Source organism: Pantoea sp. V106_11 (assembly GCF_029967885.1).
Taxonomy (GTDB): Bacteria; Pseudomonadota; Gammaproteobacteria; order Enterobacterales; family Enterobacteriaceae; genus Pantoea; species Pantoea ananatis.
On the sequence record NZ_JASCAK010000023.1, the window covers coordinates 224,638 to 239,712 of the forward strand.

The following is a 15,075-nucleotide window of genomic DNA, read 5'->3' on the forward strand; positions in this document are numbered from 1 at the left end:
CATGGATTTTCAACAATTGCAGCGCGATCTGCTGCTAAACCACTGGCGTCACGCGCGTACGTTGGGACAGCCGCGCGGCGCTTGCGGGCCCGGCAATCGAATCAGCGATGTTGCCGGCGTGCGCGTCGGACATTACACGCTGAATGATGGAGAAAGGCAGACTGGCGTCACCGCTATCGTTCCGCCGGGCGACAATGTGTTTCTCACGCCGCTGCCGTGTGGCGCGGAAGTGCTCAATGGCTTTGCAAAACCGGTCGGGCTGGTACAGGTCGAGGAGCTTGGCGTGTTACAGACGCCGATTCTGCTCAGCAACACGCTGGCGGTGGGCACGCTGTTTACCACGCTGGTCCGGGATGCCATCCGTCGTAATCCGGAGCTGGGGCGGACATTGCCCACGGTAAATCCGCTGGCACTGGAGTGCAACGATGGCTGGCTTAATGATATCCAGTTGTTGTCCATCAGCGAGGCGATGGCGCAGGCGGCATTGCGCACGACCGCCGCCGATTTTGCACGCGGCAGCGTCGGGGCAGGGCGCGGGATGAGCTGTTTTAGCCTGAAGGGCGGGATCGGCACGGCCTCTCGTGTTATTCCCTCGCTCAACGCCACGCTCGGGGTGCTGGTGCTGGCAAATTTCGGTACGCTTAGCGCACTAACGCTTGACGGTGTGCGACTCGGCGACATGATAGCGCCGCTGCTGGCCGGGCAACCGCCGCAGCGTGATGCCGGCTCTGTCATCATCGTGATGGCCACGGATGCGCCACTGGATGCGCGTCAGTTGAAACGCATTGCCCGGCGTGCCGGCGCCGGCCTTGGACGGCTGGGCAGCTACTGGGGCCACGGTTCAGGTGATATTGCCGTGGCGTTCTCAACGCAACCCCTGCCGCAACCGCCTCAGGATGACCAGCTGGAGCCGCTGCTTGCCGCCGCGGCAGATGCAACCGAACAGGCTGTTCTGGATGCCTTGTTGAGCGCGGAGGCCGTCACCGGCTTTCGTGGTCACCATCGGCCCTCACTGACTCAGATTCTGGACAAATTAACCGCATGAAAATTTTTATCTCTGCCGATATTGAAGGTATCGCGGGCGTCATGCGCCCGGAGCACTGCACACCAGGCAACCCGGAATATCAGATGGCCCGGGGGCTGATGGAACAGGAAGTCAATGCCGCGATTGAGGGCGCGTTCGCGGGGGGCGCAACGGAGGTGGTGGTCGCCGACAGCCATGCGCAAATGACCAATTTACGTGCGGAAAATATTGATCCACGCGCCCGACTGGTGCAGGGTAAACCTCGCGGTCTGTCGATGGTTGAAGGGATCGAGCAGCAGACGTTCGACGGATTATTTCTGGTGGGCTATCACAGCGCAGCAGGCGAACCTGGCGTACTGGCGCACACCATTAACGGCCGCGCATTCTGGCGTATCCATATCAATGGCCTTGTGATGGGGGAAACCGACATTTATGCCGCCGCTGCCGCTGAACAGGGTACGCCTCTGTTGTTGGTCACCGGCGACGATCAGCTCCAGAGCTGGATAGCAGAATATTATCCCACGGTTGATTACGTCTGTGTAAAACGCGCCATTTCCCACACCTGCGCGGAATCCATCAGCCCCAAAGCGGCGCAGCGTGCAATATGCGCCGCGGCAAGCGCCGCACTGCAGCATTCACATCAGGCAAGCACGACTCGCCTGGCCGCGCCTTATCGCATGCAGCTCCAGGCCAGCAAACCCGTGCTGGCCGATCTGTTTAGCCTGATTCCCGGTGTCACGCGCATCGATGCGGTTACCGTGGAGTATCAGGCGGAGCGGATGGGGACGTTGATCAGCTTGCTCAGTGCCTTTTCCTATCTGGCGAGTACCCAATCGTCATAAGAGGATGTGCGTATCGGCAGCGGCAACGTTAGCGCGCCTGTTCTGCTGCCCTGAAACACCGCTGCCATACAGGACTACCCATCGGCCAGCCGCGCGGCTGGCCATCCAGCGATGTCGCTTCCGTTGCACCACGATGGGGCGAACGCCTGTCCTGACAGCGTTTCCATTCTGTCCGGCCCGGAGGTGCAAAAACCAGCGCGGCAGAGCCCATTTCATCTCCTCTCTTCAGACGCAGTCATCGACTCATACCGATAGCCAGATGAAGGTCGGCGACTCAGCCACCGTCAGCTTTACGGTACAAATTTTGCAAGAGAGCAGGGATTGCCATGTAATAACCTGGGGTTTGGGCTCTGCCGGAAAGCGGTTGCAGGCTTTCCCGTAAAGTTGCGGTGTTGGCAGTCTCATGCAGGCACTGCTGTAAAAGGGTGGTGACAACGGCCTGCGGTCAGGTGAATCCAGTTAAGGTGAATAATAATGCGGCTCCGTCACATAGAGGTATTTCAGGCCATCGTACAGACCGGTAGCATCAGCGCTGCAGCGCGCTTGCTGAATGTGTCCCAGCCGAATATCAGCCGCGTGCTGAATCATGCGGAACAGCAATTGGGTTTTGCACTGTTTGAGCGACGGATACAGGGAATGAGCGTCACGGCGGAAGGACGACGCCTGCTGCCCGAAGTAGAAGATCTTTATCAACGTTTGCAATCCATCACTCAACTCACCGAACAACTGCGACGCGGCGAAGGGCAGATAGTCCGCGTGGGTGCGGCTCACGCGTTTGGTCAAATGGTGCTGGCACCCGCATTGGTCACCTGGCGACAACAGGTGGCCTCGGTCAGTGTCGAACTGGTCACGGAGCACTTCAAGACCTTGTGCCAAATGATTCTGGAAAATCAGCTTGATTTCGCCCTGGTGTTTGGTCAACAGGTGGATGCAGACCTTTTGGCTGAACCGCTGTTCCAGTCTTCCATGGTGGCGCTGCTGCCGCTCAATCATCCCCAGCATGAACCCGTTTCGCTGGAATGGTTATGCAGCAATAATCTGCTGATGATGCAGACCCAGGATCCGCTTGGGCGCGTATTACACCGCGCGCTGCGCGATAAAAAGCTGAATCCCGCTGTGTCACTGTCGATTAAAACCTATTCGGTGATTGCGGATATGGTCCTGGCAGGCGGCGGCGTGGGCGTCGTGGATCTGTTCACGGCATGCCGCTATGCCGACCAGCTAAAATTGCTCCCCGTCGCGCAACCGTTGCCGTTTGAAGTGATGCTGATCAGCCGTCGTGATAAACCCCAGTCACAGTCCACTCTGCAACTTAAGCAGGTAATACGTAACAGGCTGTGGGAGATTGCCCGACAGTGCGAAGCACAGTTTCTGGTTGAGAAAGCAAGCTAAAAACGGCTTCTGGTGAATCTGGTGGTACACCTGCTATCGGCAAAGGTTTGCGTCACTGTTTTGCCTTTTGAAACCTGTTCTGGTCGTCCCGGTGCAGTCATGGATACTTATTTCTTTTAAAGACATCCGGCGCTTTCTGTCCCCGTCAGTTGTTCCGGCAGGGACTGAGAAGGGCACACACTTTACTTCTGAATCCAGCAAGGGCCCGGCCTGCCAAAGAGGTATCCCTGCAGTAACGGACATTCATTCGTCTTTAGCCACTCCGCCTGTGCAGGCGTTTCCACGCCCTCTGCGGTCACTTCAACCTGGAGTTGACGGCAGAGTGAAAGAACGGAGCTGACGATGGCAGCCGCTCCGGAGTCCAGGTGCAAATCGTTGATAAACGACCTGTCTATTTTTATCCTGCTGAACAGTCCGGAACTGAGGTGGTTCAGTGAAGAAAAGCCCGTACCAAAATCATCCAGTACGATATGAATTCCGGTATCCCTGAACCTGCGAATCATTTCGTAACTGCCTTCGGGGTTGTCGAACAGCGCCGACTCGGTGATTTCGAGCTCCAGCCGGTTTGGGTGCAGCCCACTCTCAATAAGAACCGTTTTCACCCTGTTGGCCAGCTGTGGATCACGAAACTGACGGGGCGAGATATTAACTGCCACGCGTTCGTGCCCTGACCACTCCGCCATATCGTTGCAGGCTCGCTCAAGCGCGAATGCGCCAATATCATGAATAAGCCCGGTTTTTTCAGCGAGCGGGATGAACACGTCAGGCGAAACATTTCCCCTTACAGGATGATTCCAGCGCAGCAGAGCTTCATAGGAAACCACTTCCTCACTGATGCTGCAGACGACGGGCTGGTAAAAAATCTGCAGCTCACCGTTCTCCAGTGCACCACGCAGGTCATTTTCCAGGCTAAAGCGCTCTGCCGCCGAACTGGCTAGCTCATCGGTAAAAATTACCCAGCCTTTGCGCCCGGCTGACTTGGCAGCGTAGAGGGCGATATCGGCCGCCGATAACATGCTTTCGGCATCACGCGCATAGCCCGGAAAGAGGCAAACCCCGAAGCTGCAACCCGAGGTGACTTTCCGCCCTTTCAGCATGAAGGGCTCCTTCAGGACCATCGTCAGGCGTGATGCTGTTTCGCTTGCGTCTTCTGCCGAGCTAATGCCGGGCAAAACGGCAACGAACTCGTCACCGCCCGTGCGGGCCAGAATGTCGCCCGGGCGCAGGACTGACAGCAGCCGTGCCGAAACCTCAATGAGCAAGGTATCGCCCGCCGCGTGACCCAGAACGTCGTTGACGCTTTTAAACCGGTCTATGTCAGACACCATGACCGCAAAGGGTTCGTCACCGTCCAGAAGCGTTTCAAGCTCAGGCATCAGGCCACGGCGGTTGAGAAGCCCTGTCAGCGGATCATGAAGGGCCAGATGGTTTGCTCTGACCGCAGCCTGATACTCCGCCGTGACGTCCAGTATGGTATACAGGAGATAGTCATCTCCACCGCCCGAATTCAGCCTTTCGGCGGAAATCCGTAGTGAAAATTCCGGCTCATTATCGCCCGAAGAAACCGTTTCACTAAAGCCCTGGTCGGGGAGGAGGTCAAATGCCTGCCTGAACACAGCCGCGAGATTGTCTGGCAGGCCCGCAGGCAGGGCGGTTCGGGTATTCCCACTGCGTACCCGTTCTTGCAGACAGGACAAATTCATGGCCGTCGGGTTCGCGCGTATGATGTCCCCCGATGCAACGTCACACAGGATGAGCGCGCAAGGCGTGTGGCTGAATACGGCGTCGAGCACCTTATTTGTGTCTGATAACTCGGTTTCCCTTTTCAGGATAACTTTTTGAGCGATGCGGAGCGCCGCCCTTTCCTGATAGCCTTGTGAAACGTCCCGCACGATTTTGATAAAGGCCGCATTATCTTCATCGGAAGGATTGAGAAATTCTATTTCAACTGATGCCCGAAACGCGCTGCCGTTTTTGCGCAGGCGCCAGCCCTCTCCTGTGAACTTGCCGCGCTCACGGGCCTCCCTCAGGTTGGCCTCAGGGATATTCCTGGCCTGCTCATCTTCATCATAAAAAACCGAAATATGCTGCCCTCGGATATCGCGGCTATCCCATCCCTTGATCTCACGGCATCCAAGATTCCAGCTCATCACTTCTCCGGTGGAAGACAGCAGATATATCGCACAAAGAGACGTTCTGGCCACGGCGGCCCCCAGTTGGTCATTGGTTACGGATTTCATGTGGCTATCCTTGATGAGTTCATCGACCTGTTCGGAGATGATCTGGCGTTAAAAACGATTATCGGCGCCGTTAGCCAGAAACAGAGACAAAAATTTGTAAAAATTTAGTTGAGGCCATATTACGCCACCTGTCTGGACCAGCCCAATCATAATGCACACGGGACTTAGCAGCGTTCGCTTTTCGCTGTAGAGTCAGTCGTTTCACGCACAATTAATTTTTTAAAAGTCTGCCGCAAGTGACTTAATGCAAATCCAAACAGCGCTATCTGCTGTACGCATTCCGGAGGCACCGATCTCACCAATACGGTTATCATCCCGCAAAAAGCGCGGAAGCCTTTTGCCGCTATCCTGTTTATGTGTTTAGATTGATAGAAATCTATCATCACCAGGCTGAGTAATGAAAAAAATCTCTATGTCAGCGGTGGCACGAGCAGCCGGCGTGGGCGTCGCTACCGTGGATCGCGTGCTTAACAACAGAGCTTCTGTTAAACAGGAAACCCGGCAACGGGTCCTGCGCGCCGCTGAAGCCTTAGGCTACCGTGAAGACCTCATTAAGGTCATGACGCCGGACGTGACAGCGGCCAACATCCCCGTGCGTATCGGGTTCATTTTGCTACCCAATAATTATTCTTTTTATCAGGTACTTTCAGAAGAAATCAGTCGATGCGCAGAGGGAAAACTGGCGACGAAACCGGCGTTTATGTGGGCCGATATTCACGATGTGGAGAACGTCGTATCGTCTCTGGAAGCGCTGGCAGAACGCGTTGATATCATCGGGCTTGTTGCTCTGGATCATCCCCTTATACGACATACGATTAAGCAGCTTTCCGCCTCAGGTGTGCAAATTTTCACGTTGTTTTCTGATCTCTCCCCCTGTGGTCAGGCGGGCTATATCGGGCTGGATAACCTCAAAGCAGGACGTACGGCGGGATGGTTTGCTGAACGCATGACAGAAAAAGAAAGTGTGATTGGCGTCCTACTGGGTGACCACCGTTTCAACTGCCAGGAAAGCTGTGAAATAAGCTTTCGTTCATACCTGCGTGAAAACAGAAAAGATGCCGTGGTTCTGGAGCCTCTCCAGACGCTTGAATGTATCAATGGGGGCTATCTGGCCGCGACGCAACTGCTGAAAGACAACCCAATCATAACAATGATTTATGCGCCATGTGGTGGTGTGGAAGGGGTGATTAAAGCCGTTTCTGAAAGCCCGCGGGATGATATAAAAATTCTCTGTCATGGCCCCTTTATCGGCGATGAAATGGCGCTGATTGAGGGACAGATCGACATCATGATACGTCACCGCATTGATGCCGTGGCTGAAAAGATCGTCTCTGTTTTTATCAGCAGATATCAAGAGAACGATCGCAATCCGGTTTACGTTACCCTGCCTTTCGATCTCATCACTCGGGAAAATATCTGAATCACTCCGGCTTCTGCCGAAGGCTTGCGCAGACTGCATTTGATGTAAAACAATCAAATAAATGATATAAAAAAATCATGATCGCTATCAAATAACTCACTTCGAAGGGTTGCCGGTGTTAAAAAACCGGCGCAATACTGCGCGCATTGAGCCAGACGATTGCCGTCGGGGCGCTCAGTGTTCATCAGTGTTGCCGCATCCGGAGAAAAAACATCATGACGATTTCCATCGCGACTGCGCCCTGCAGCTGGGGAGTGGATGACCCGAAGAATCCTTTTCTTCCCCCCTGGCAGAGCGTGCTTAAAGAAGCCGCGCTTGCAGGTTATAAAAGCCTGGAACTGGGGCCGTGGGGATATTTGCCCGTCCAGCCGGATGCGCTAAAAGCTGCGCTTGCCGAATTCCAGCTGTCGATCGTTGCTGGCACCCTTTTCGATGATTTGGTGAGTGAAGAGAACTTTCCGGCCATGATCGCGCTGACCCATAAAATCTGTCACAACCTGAGCTTCCTTTCCGAACAGGGCAAACCTACGCCTTATCTCGTCATCATCGATTTCGGCGATCCTGAACGGGCAGCCACCGCAGGCCAGTCTGAAAAAGCGCCACGACTGAACGACAGCGACTGGCAGACCATGATGAGACATATCACCGTTCTGAGTGAGATCGCCTGGAAAGAGTACGGTGTCAGACCGGTCATTCATCCCCATGCAGGCGGCTGCATTGAGTTTGCCGATGAACTGGAAAGGCTGGTTCGCGATATTCCTCATAGCGTTGCCGGCCTTTGTCTGGATACCGGCCATTTGTATTACGCCGGCATGGATCCTGTTGCTGCGCTGGAACGTTACTGGGACCGGATTGATTACCTTCATTTCAAAGACGTCAACGAGGTTGTCTGGCGTCAGGCCATCAAACAAGGGCTGGATTTTTTCACCGCCTGTGCCCAGGGCGTCATGTGCCCACTTGGCAGCGGCGCTATCAACTATCCCGATGTCCACGCATTTCTGCGCCAGCGCCATTATCAAGGCTGGATCACTATTGAACAGGAAAGGGATCCGCGTGATGCAGACACCAGCCTGCGTGACGTCACAGCAAGTCTGCACTATCTGCACTCAGTCGGTTTTTAAGGAGAAAGGTCATGATTAACGGCATTAAACCGCTTAAAAATTCACTGCGGTGGGGCATGGTGGGCGGCGGCGGTACCAGTCAGATTGGCTACATTCACCGTTCATCAGCACTCCGCGATAACACATTTACCTTAGTTGCCGGGGCGTTCGATATTGATGCGGCACGTGGACGCGCCTTTGGTGAAGCTCTGGGCCTTTCCCCGGACCGGTGCTATGCCGACTATGAAACCCTGTTTGCATCAGAAGCAAAACGCGATGATGGCATTCAGGCTGTCTCAATCGCCACACCCAACAACACGCACTTTGCGGTCTGCTGCGCAGCGCTTGAAGCTGGTCTCCATGTGATATGTGAGAAACCGCTGTGCTTTACGGTGGAAGAAGCTGAACATCTGGCGAAGCTGAGCCGGGAGAAAAAGAAGATCGTCGGCGTGACCTACGGTTACACCGGTCATCAGCTCATCCTTCAGGCCAGAGAGATGATCGCGCAGGGATTACTGGGTGACATCCGCATCGTCAACATGCAGTTTGCACACGGTTTTCATCACGAAGCCGTTGAACAGAATAACGCCAGCACCAGCTGGCGCGTCGACCCGCGCTTTGTCGGACCCAGTTATGTTCTGGGTGATTTGGCGACCCATCCGCTGTGTATCGCTGAAACCATGGCACCCGAACTGAAAATCAGACGGCTGCTTTGCTCACGCCAGAGCTTTGTGAAAAGTCGGGCGCCTCTCGAAGACAACGCATTTGTTCTGATGGAATACGAGAACGGCGCAGTGGGAAATCTGTGGGCCTCTGCCGTCAACTGCGGATCAATGCATGGGCAGAAAGTCCGCATCGTGGGCTCCAGAGCCAGTATTGAGTGGTGGGATGAGCAGCCAAACCAGCTGCGTTTCGAAATTCAGGGTGAGCCGGTGCGCATTCTGGAGAGAGGCATGGACTATCTGCACCCGGCTGCTCGTGAAGATGACCGGATAGGCGGCGGTCATCCGGAAGGACTTTTCGAAGCCTGGTCGAATCTCTACCGACGTTTCGCGCTGGCAATGGATGCAACCGATCGGGGCGACGACGCATTCCTGAAAAACTTCTGGTATCCCGATGTCCATGCCGGCCTGGCTGGCGTCAGATGGGTGGAAAACTGTGTCCGTTCAGCCGACTCCGGCTCGGTGTGGGTGGAATGCTGAGGTCCTGGTCGTGAGAACCGGACTCAGCCTGTCACACAGGGTTGACAACGCCTGACATTCGATCCGTTTAATGATTTTCGCTGCCTGAACCCGACTCAGGCAGCAAGAGACAACGCAAAGGTGGCATCAATGAAAATCGCTTTCGATGTAGATGTAATCAAAGATCTGGGCATCACCAAAATGGTCCAACAGGTGTCGGAATGGGGATACAACTACATTGAGCAGTCTCCACATCCGGAAATTAACCCTTTCTATAAGCATCCTCGTGCCAGCCGCGAGATCATGGCTGAGTATAAAAAGGCGCTGCGCGAAACAGGTGTGGAAATTTCATCGTTTATCTGTGTTTATCGCTGGTCTGGTCCCGATGAACTGCGCCGACAGGCGGCCGTTAAAAACTGGAAACGTATGGTGGAGATCGCCGTCGAAATGGGCGTACAGGTCATCAATACCGAACTGGCGGGCGATCCTAATCAACCCGAAATCTGCGATGAAATGTTTTACCGCTCAATGGAAACGCTGCTTCCGCTGTTCGAACGTGAGGGTATCCGTGTTGAAATTCAGGCGCACCCGTGGGACTTCTGTGAAGAGAGCGATGAGACTGTCAATATGGTCAGGTCGTTCAGGAGTGATAACGTTAAATATGTCTACAGCGTTCCTCATACCTTTTTCTATGATAAAGGAAAAGGCGACGTAGAGAAGATGCTCCGTCATGCCGGACACGATCTGTCCCATGTTCTTATTGCCGATACCATGAACCACACGAAGCATTGCCGTTACATCGTTAACCCACCAGGCGTGGATGCCACTATTCATCAACACGTTGGCATCGGCGAAGGCGAAGTAGATTTTGACACGCTGTTCCGAACGTTGCGGGAAATGAAGTTTGCAGAGCAGACGTTCAAAGTAGGGGGAGAGCCTATTGTGGCCGCATCGCTTTTTGGTTATCCGGAAAAAATGAAGTATCAGGCCGTGGAAACCCGCGAGCGGATAGAGCGAGAATTGCTTACGCCTCATCCATGAGTGATGTGCCCGGTGAGATGTAAAATTGCTGCCGGGCTTTTTAAAATAGGCCTTCCCAGTATTTGCATGCCAGCGTCTTCCTGTAGAACAGGCCATAATCAGCACCGTCGGTGCCGCACAAAGGTCGGGTGCCCCTTTGTAGTACTCGCCTGCTTACCGCTGCGTCCATCGATTTTACGCCTTTCTCTCCGGTAATGACGGATGACTTTTTCTCTCACGCCTCACCACAGAAGGCTTAATCAGAATCAGGGAATGAGGGCTGATTTTTACACTGCGCAAATTAAGCTGGCTCAGAAGGGGGCAACCGCCCGGTAGATCACTAACAGATCGTCGCTATGTTGACGAGACAGGCCAATGCAGGCCATGCGCTTTCGCATAGCCTGTCTCTGTGGTCTGCACCGCTACATCATTTGTGGCTGGCGAATAACGTTACCTTTATCAAAGCGTGAGAGCCGGTAGGGGGCAAGGTCGGTATAAACGGGCTTATTCGTCATCATCTGTGCACACAGCAGTCCCGCACCCGGCCCGATGGCAAAACCATGACCACTAAAGCCAGAGGCAATAAACATGCCGGGGATCTGGTTCACTTCATCAATAACCGGCACCAAATCCGGTGTGGTATCAATCCAGCCCGCCCAGGCATAATCGACTTTTGTTCCCTCCAGCGCGGGGAACAAGCGGATTAATTCTGCCAGACCATCATTAACGATGCGTTTATCCGGCGTGGGATCGAGAACCCGGATTTTTTCAAAAGGGGAAGGCGTTTCATGAGACCAACTCCCCGAGGCTTCAGGGCCTGAAAAGAATGAGCCATTCAGCCGGATTTTCAGTTTCTTTGCCACTTTACTGCGGAACATAGGATAAAACTTTGCGGCATATCGGATGTTCTGCGGCGCCAAATCGATCTGGCCCAGGCCCGGAACGGCAACGGTATAACTGCCATCCAGACGGCGACGAACACAGAGTTGCGGCGTGCTCAGACAACCTTTTACAATTTCCGGGGCGGCGGTTGTTTTAAACACCGTGCCCAAAATATTGGCGGCAGGGAGTTCAATCCCATATTGCCTGCAGAAACGCGAATTCCATGCACCACCACAACAGATCACCCGGCTGGCTTTGACTAATCCGCGTTCTGTCCAGACGCCAGAAACACGACCGGCGCTGATATCCAGTGCCCGCACCGCGCAACGCTGAAAAATGCTGGCGCCCAGGTTTTGCGCACCTTTCGCGATGGCCGGTGCGGCCTGTGACGGTTCCGCGCGACCATCCGTCGGTGACCACACGCCGCCTCGCCATGCTGTTTTGTCACCAATGCGTTCCTGGGCCTCACGCGCGGACAACAACTGGCTGGTAAAGCCAATCTGCTTTGCCTGCTGGCCCCATTTTTCCCAACGCGCCAGGTCAGCGTCATTTAGCGTGCCATACAGGATGCCGCTGCGCCTGAAGCCCAGATCCATCCCGATTTCAGTACTGAGTTCATCCCAGCGCTGCAGGCTTCGTATCGCCATCGGCAACTCATGCAAATCACGGTTCTGTTGGCGCACCCAGCCCCAGTTTCTACCTGACTGCTCACCGGCAATCACGCCTTTTTCAAACAACGCAACAGAAACGCCTTGTTTCGCCAGTTCATATGCCGTTGACGTCCCAACAATGCCACCGCCTATCACAACAACATCGACAGAGGTGGGGAAGACGGAACTGTCATTAACGCTATCGACCTTAATTCGCATGAGTTAACCTTGTTTCAAATATGATGTCGGGGCGGAATATGCATAATCCACAACACACGGGCTTCGGTGTCGCTGTCGTTAAAAATGTTATGCGGCAGATGGCTTTTAAACTGAAAGCTGTCGCCCGCTTCGATGAAGGTCGTTTCACCATTCACCTCAAGCGCAAGCCGACCCTCCATGACCACACCTGCTTTTTCACCTTTCCCCGTCAGCATTTCTTCAGAGCGCGTGCGGGGAGGGATGCTGATATACATGAACTGGATATCGTGTTCGCCGGACGGCGATAACATCTCTTTGCTAATGCCCTGCTTGCCAACCTGAAAATGCGGTCGCTCACGCCAGCGACGAACATAGTGTTCAGCACCTGGCCGCATCACCTCATGTTGTTCAAGAAAAGCGGTCAAGGGGACATTCAAGACCACCCGAAGCTGCTCCAGTACCCGTACCGTCGGGTTAGCCAGATTACGTTCAATCTGGCTAATTGCCCCTGCCGACACATTTGCCTGTTGCGCCAGTTCTTTAATAGTCATATTGCGAGACTTGCGTATTAATTTTAACCGTACGCCAATATTGATCTCGACGGCACTCAGATCCTCAGAGTGCATTAACGCTGTTTTCATCACCATGTTCCTTAAGGTTTCGTGCCTCCGTGCATGAAAGCGCGATTAGGGCATTCCCCACTTAGCTTTGATTTTTTGCAAAGTGCCATCCGCTTTCATCGCCGTCAGGGCGGTATTGATATCGGCAAGCAGCTTATCGTTGCCTTTTTTCACACCAAAGGCCATGGGCGCGATATGCTCGGGCTTATAACCATCCACCACATGCATGCCTTTGTACGCACCTGATTTTTCCTGATATTTCATGATCGGGTAATCGTTCATGCCCGCCGCGATACGACCCAGCGACAGATCACGCATCATGTCTGCCGGACTGTCGTACACTTTCACCTCTTTCGGGATACCGCTCTTAATCAGAGCCTGCGTGTAATCGGTGCCTGTCATGGTGCCAACGATGTCACCTTTCAGATCCTGCTGAGAGCGATAGACTTTTTTGTTGTCATCACGCACGACCAACCCGGGTCCGAATGCGGTGACCGGCTGTGAGAACGAGATACGTTTTTCACGCTCGGGTGTTGGTGTCATCCCGGCCACGATCATGTCAATTTTGCCAGCAATCACAGACTGAATAAGCGTAGAGAAGGGCACAGCCGTAAAGTTAACATCCAGGTGCTGACGTTTAGCCACTTCGGCAGCCACATCCGGCATGAAGCCTTCAATCTTACCGGTTTTCGTATCCAGAAATGTCGTTGGCGCACTGGAGGGCGGCGAGCCTGCCGTTAATGTGGCAGCGTGCGCACTGTAAGTGACGCCGAGGGCAACAGACAATAAAGCCATAGTAACGTGCGATCGAATAGACATCACTCACTCCTGATTAACATGCGAACAATTAACTTCACTATAATGAAATTAAATCCCCACCTGTCAATCTTTTCTTTTTAAAAATGCCGCGCCTCACAAATTAACATAAAACCCTTTGATTTCGGGGCAAGGTGAGCCTTCAATCCATTTTATTACATGAATAAGTTAATGCTATGACGTCATCCGATGAAAAGTTTGACAATATTTACGGGTAGCCATATTCATTAAAATGAATTTTAGCCTCACACTCAACACCGGCGGGAGCGCATAATGGACTGGAGCAGTATTCACGTTTACCTTCCCTTTCTTTTGCAAGGGGCGGAAATGACAATTTATATCACGATCTTGTCCTTGCTCATCAGCACGCCGTTAGGTCTGGTGTTTGCTGCCGCAAAAATGTGTCCTTTTAAAATCATCTCCTGGCCCGTGAGCGTCATCATCAATATCACGCGTGCCTTACCGATGATTGTGGTGCTGTTTTATATTTATTTCGTTTTCCCCGATATCGGCATTACCCTGACATCGTTTCAGGCCAGCGTGGTCGGTATCGCTTTCTGCTTTTCTACCTTCCTCGCAGAGATTTTTCGCTCGGGTATTGAATCGGTCGATCGTGGTCAGCTTGAAGCGGCGCGCTCGATGGGCATGAGCTTCTTTAAAGCGATGCGGCGCGTCATCCTGCCTCAGGCTTTTCATGTCGCGCTGCCGCCGTATAGCAATACGCTGGTGATGATGCTGAAAGATTCTGCGCTGGCATCAACGATTGCGGTTACCGAAATGACCCGGCAGGGACAGCTTCTGGCCGCCTCAACCTTTGATAACACCACCGTATATACGCTGGTGGCGTTGCTTTATCTGACCTTGTGCATGCCACTGCTGGCTTTCACTAAGCACCTTGAAAATCGTCAGAAAAAAGGAGCCTGAGATGATTGAAATTCGCGATGTCCATAAGCGGTTCGGTGCTGTCGAAGTGCTGAAAGGGGTAAGTTTCCGCGTCGATGAGGGCGAAGTGGTGTGCCTGGTGGGGCCCTCCGGTTCCGGAAAATCGACTGTGCTGCGCTGTATTAACGGGCTTGAAACCTATGAAAGCGGCACCATTCGCGTGCTCGACCAGCATGTTGACAGTAAAAGTAAAAATATCAATTCGCTTCGTCGCCAGATAGGAATGGTTTTTCAACGATTTAACCTCTTTCCGCACCGTAGCGTGCTGGAAAACGTGATGGAAGGTCCGATTTACGTTAACGGTGAATCGCGCAGTAAAGCCGAAAAGATAGCCAAAGAGTTACTGGAAAGAGTAGGACTGGCCGACAAAGTTTCCGCCTGGCCGTCGCAGCTTTCCGGTGGTCAGCAGCAGCGCGTGGCCATCGCCCGAACGCTGGCATTGCAGCCGAAAGCCATTCTTTTCGACGAACCAACATCAGCACTGGATCCGGAGTTAGTCGGCGAGGTTCTGCAGGTCATGCGCAACCTGGCACAGCAGGGAATGACCATGATCGTGGTCACGCATGAGATGCAGTTTGCAAGAGAGGTCGCCGATCGCGTCTGTTTCCTGCACAGCGGACAAATTGTGGAGCAGGGCCACGCTGAACAGGTGCTGTTGCGCCCTCAGGAGGCGCGCACGCAAGATTTCCTACGGCGGGTTCTGGGAACATCTGCGTCCGAAACAGGATGAGACGGGAGCAATTCTGTC

General features: G+C 53.7%; 13 protein-coding genes. 9 read left to right on the forward strand and 4 right to left on the reverse strand.

Annotated elements, in window-relative coordinates; genetic code table 11:
• The first annotated feature begins 1 nt into the window (after position 1).
• From QLG08_RS07035 to QLG08_RS07045, 3 genes are all read left to right on the forward strand, one after another.
• Positions 2–1,045, forward strand: a complete 1,044-nt coding sequence (locus QLG08_RS07035; protein ID WP_282472866.1) for a P1 family peptidase — start codon at positions 2–4, stop codon at positions 1,043–1,045.
• On the forward strand, positions 1,042–1,866 hold the full coding sequence (locus QLG08_RS07040; protein WP_089528402.1) for a M55 family metallopeptidase: 825 nt from the start codon (positions 1,042–1,044) through the stop codon (positions 1,864–1,866). Before QLG08_RS07035 ends, QLG08_RS07040 begins: the two co-directional genes overlap by 4 nt.
• Before the next feature lie 474 nt (positions 1,867–2,340).
• Positions 2,341–3,258 (forward strand): LysR family transcriptional regulator, encoded by a 918-nt coding sequence (locus QLG08_RS07045; RefSeq protein WP_014333158.1) that lies wholly within the window; start codon positions 2,341–2,343, stop codon positions 3,256–3,258.
• 182 nt (positions 3,259–3,440) lie between these two features.
• On the opposite strand, the gene QLG08_RS07050 is transcribed toward QLG08_RS07045, so the two are convergent.
• Entirely contained in the window at positions 3,441–5,498 is a 2,058-nt protein-coding gene (locus tag QLG08_RS07050; protein ID WP_013027882.1) for an EAL domain-containing protein, read from the reverse strand.
• Positions 5,499–5,895: 397 nt separating this feature from the next.
• Here QLG08_RS07050 and QLG08_RS07055 point away from each other — a divergent pair, with 397 nt between their 5' ends.
• From QLG08_RS07055 to QLG08_RS07070, 4 genes are all read left to right on the forward strand, one after another.
• On the forward strand, positions 5,896–6,918 hold the full coding sequence (locus tag QLG08_RS07055) for a LacI family DNA-binding transcriptional regulator (RefSeq protein WP_112900541.1): 1,023 nt from the start codon (positions 5,896–5,898) through the stop codon (positions 6,916–6,918).
• A 215-nt stretch (positions 6,919–7,133) separates the two neighbouring features.
• Entirely contained in the window at positions 7,134–8,039 is a 906-nt protein-coding gene (locus QLG08_RS07060; RefSeq protein ID WP_014604639.1) for a TIM barrel protein, read from the forward strand.
• 11 nt (positions 8,040–8,050) lie between these two features.
• Positions 8,051–9,220, forward strand: coding sequence for a Gfo/Idh/MocA family oxidoreductase (locus QLG08_RS07065; protein ID WP_024472086.1), 1,170 nt, complete (start codon positions 8,051–8,053; stop codon positions 9,218–9,220).
• A 129-nt stretch (positions 9,221–9,349) separates the two neighbouring features.
• Positions 9,350–10,240 (forward strand): sugar phosphate isomerase/epimerase, encoded by an 891-nt coding sequence (locus QLG08_RS07070; protein ID WP_014598320.1) that lies wholly within the window; start codon positions 9,350–9,352, stop codon positions 10,238–10,240.
• A 401-nt stretch (positions 10,241–10,641) separates the two neighbouring features.
• On the opposite strand, the gene QLG08_RS07075 is transcribed toward QLG08_RS07070, so the two are convergent.
• From QLG08_RS07075 to QLG08_RS07085, 3 genes are read right to left on the reverse strand one after another with little or no spacing between them, the layout of a single operon-like run.
• Positions 10,642–11,970: an FAD-binding oxidoreductase gene (locus QLG08_RS07075; protein ID WP_022622871.1), complete on the reverse strand. Its 1,329-nt coding sequence runs from the start codon at positions 11,968–11,970 to the stop codon at positions 10,642–10,644.
• A 14-nt stretch (positions 11,971–11,984) separates the two neighbouring features.
• Complete coding sequence (locus tag QLG08_RS07080) at positions 11,985–12,590, reverse strand: cupin domain-containing protein (RefSeq protein WP_282472867.1); 606 nt, start codon at positions 12,588–12,590, stop codon at positions 11,985–11,987.
• A gap of 45 nt (positions 12,591–12,635) precedes the next feature.
• Positions 12,636–13,388 (reverse strand): ABC transporter substrate-binding protein, encoded by a 753-nt coding sequence (locus tag QLG08_RS07085; RefSeq protein WP_014333166.1) that lies wholly within the window; start codon positions 13,386–13,388, stop codon positions 12,636–12,638.
• Positions 13,389–13,658: 270 nt separating this feature from the next.
• Here QLG08_RS07085 and QLG08_RS07090 point away from each other — a divergent pair, with 270 nt between their 5' ends.
• Together QLG08_RS07090 and QLG08_RS07095 are read left to right on the forward strand one after the other, a co-directional pair.
• Positions 13,659–14,309 (forward strand): amino acid ABC transporter permease, encoded by a 651-nt coding sequence (locus QLG08_RS07090; protein WP_013027890.1) that lies wholly within the window; start codon positions 13,659–13,661, stop codon positions 14,307–14,309.
• 1 nt (position 14,310) lies between these two features.
• Positions 14,311–15,057 (forward strand): amino acid ABC transporter ATP-binding protein, encoded by a 747-nt coding sequence (locus QLG08_RS07095; RefSeq protein WP_105082601.1) that lies wholly within the window; start codon positions 14,311–14,313, stop codon positions 15,055–15,057.
• Positions 15,058–15,075 lie beyond the last annotated feature (18 nt).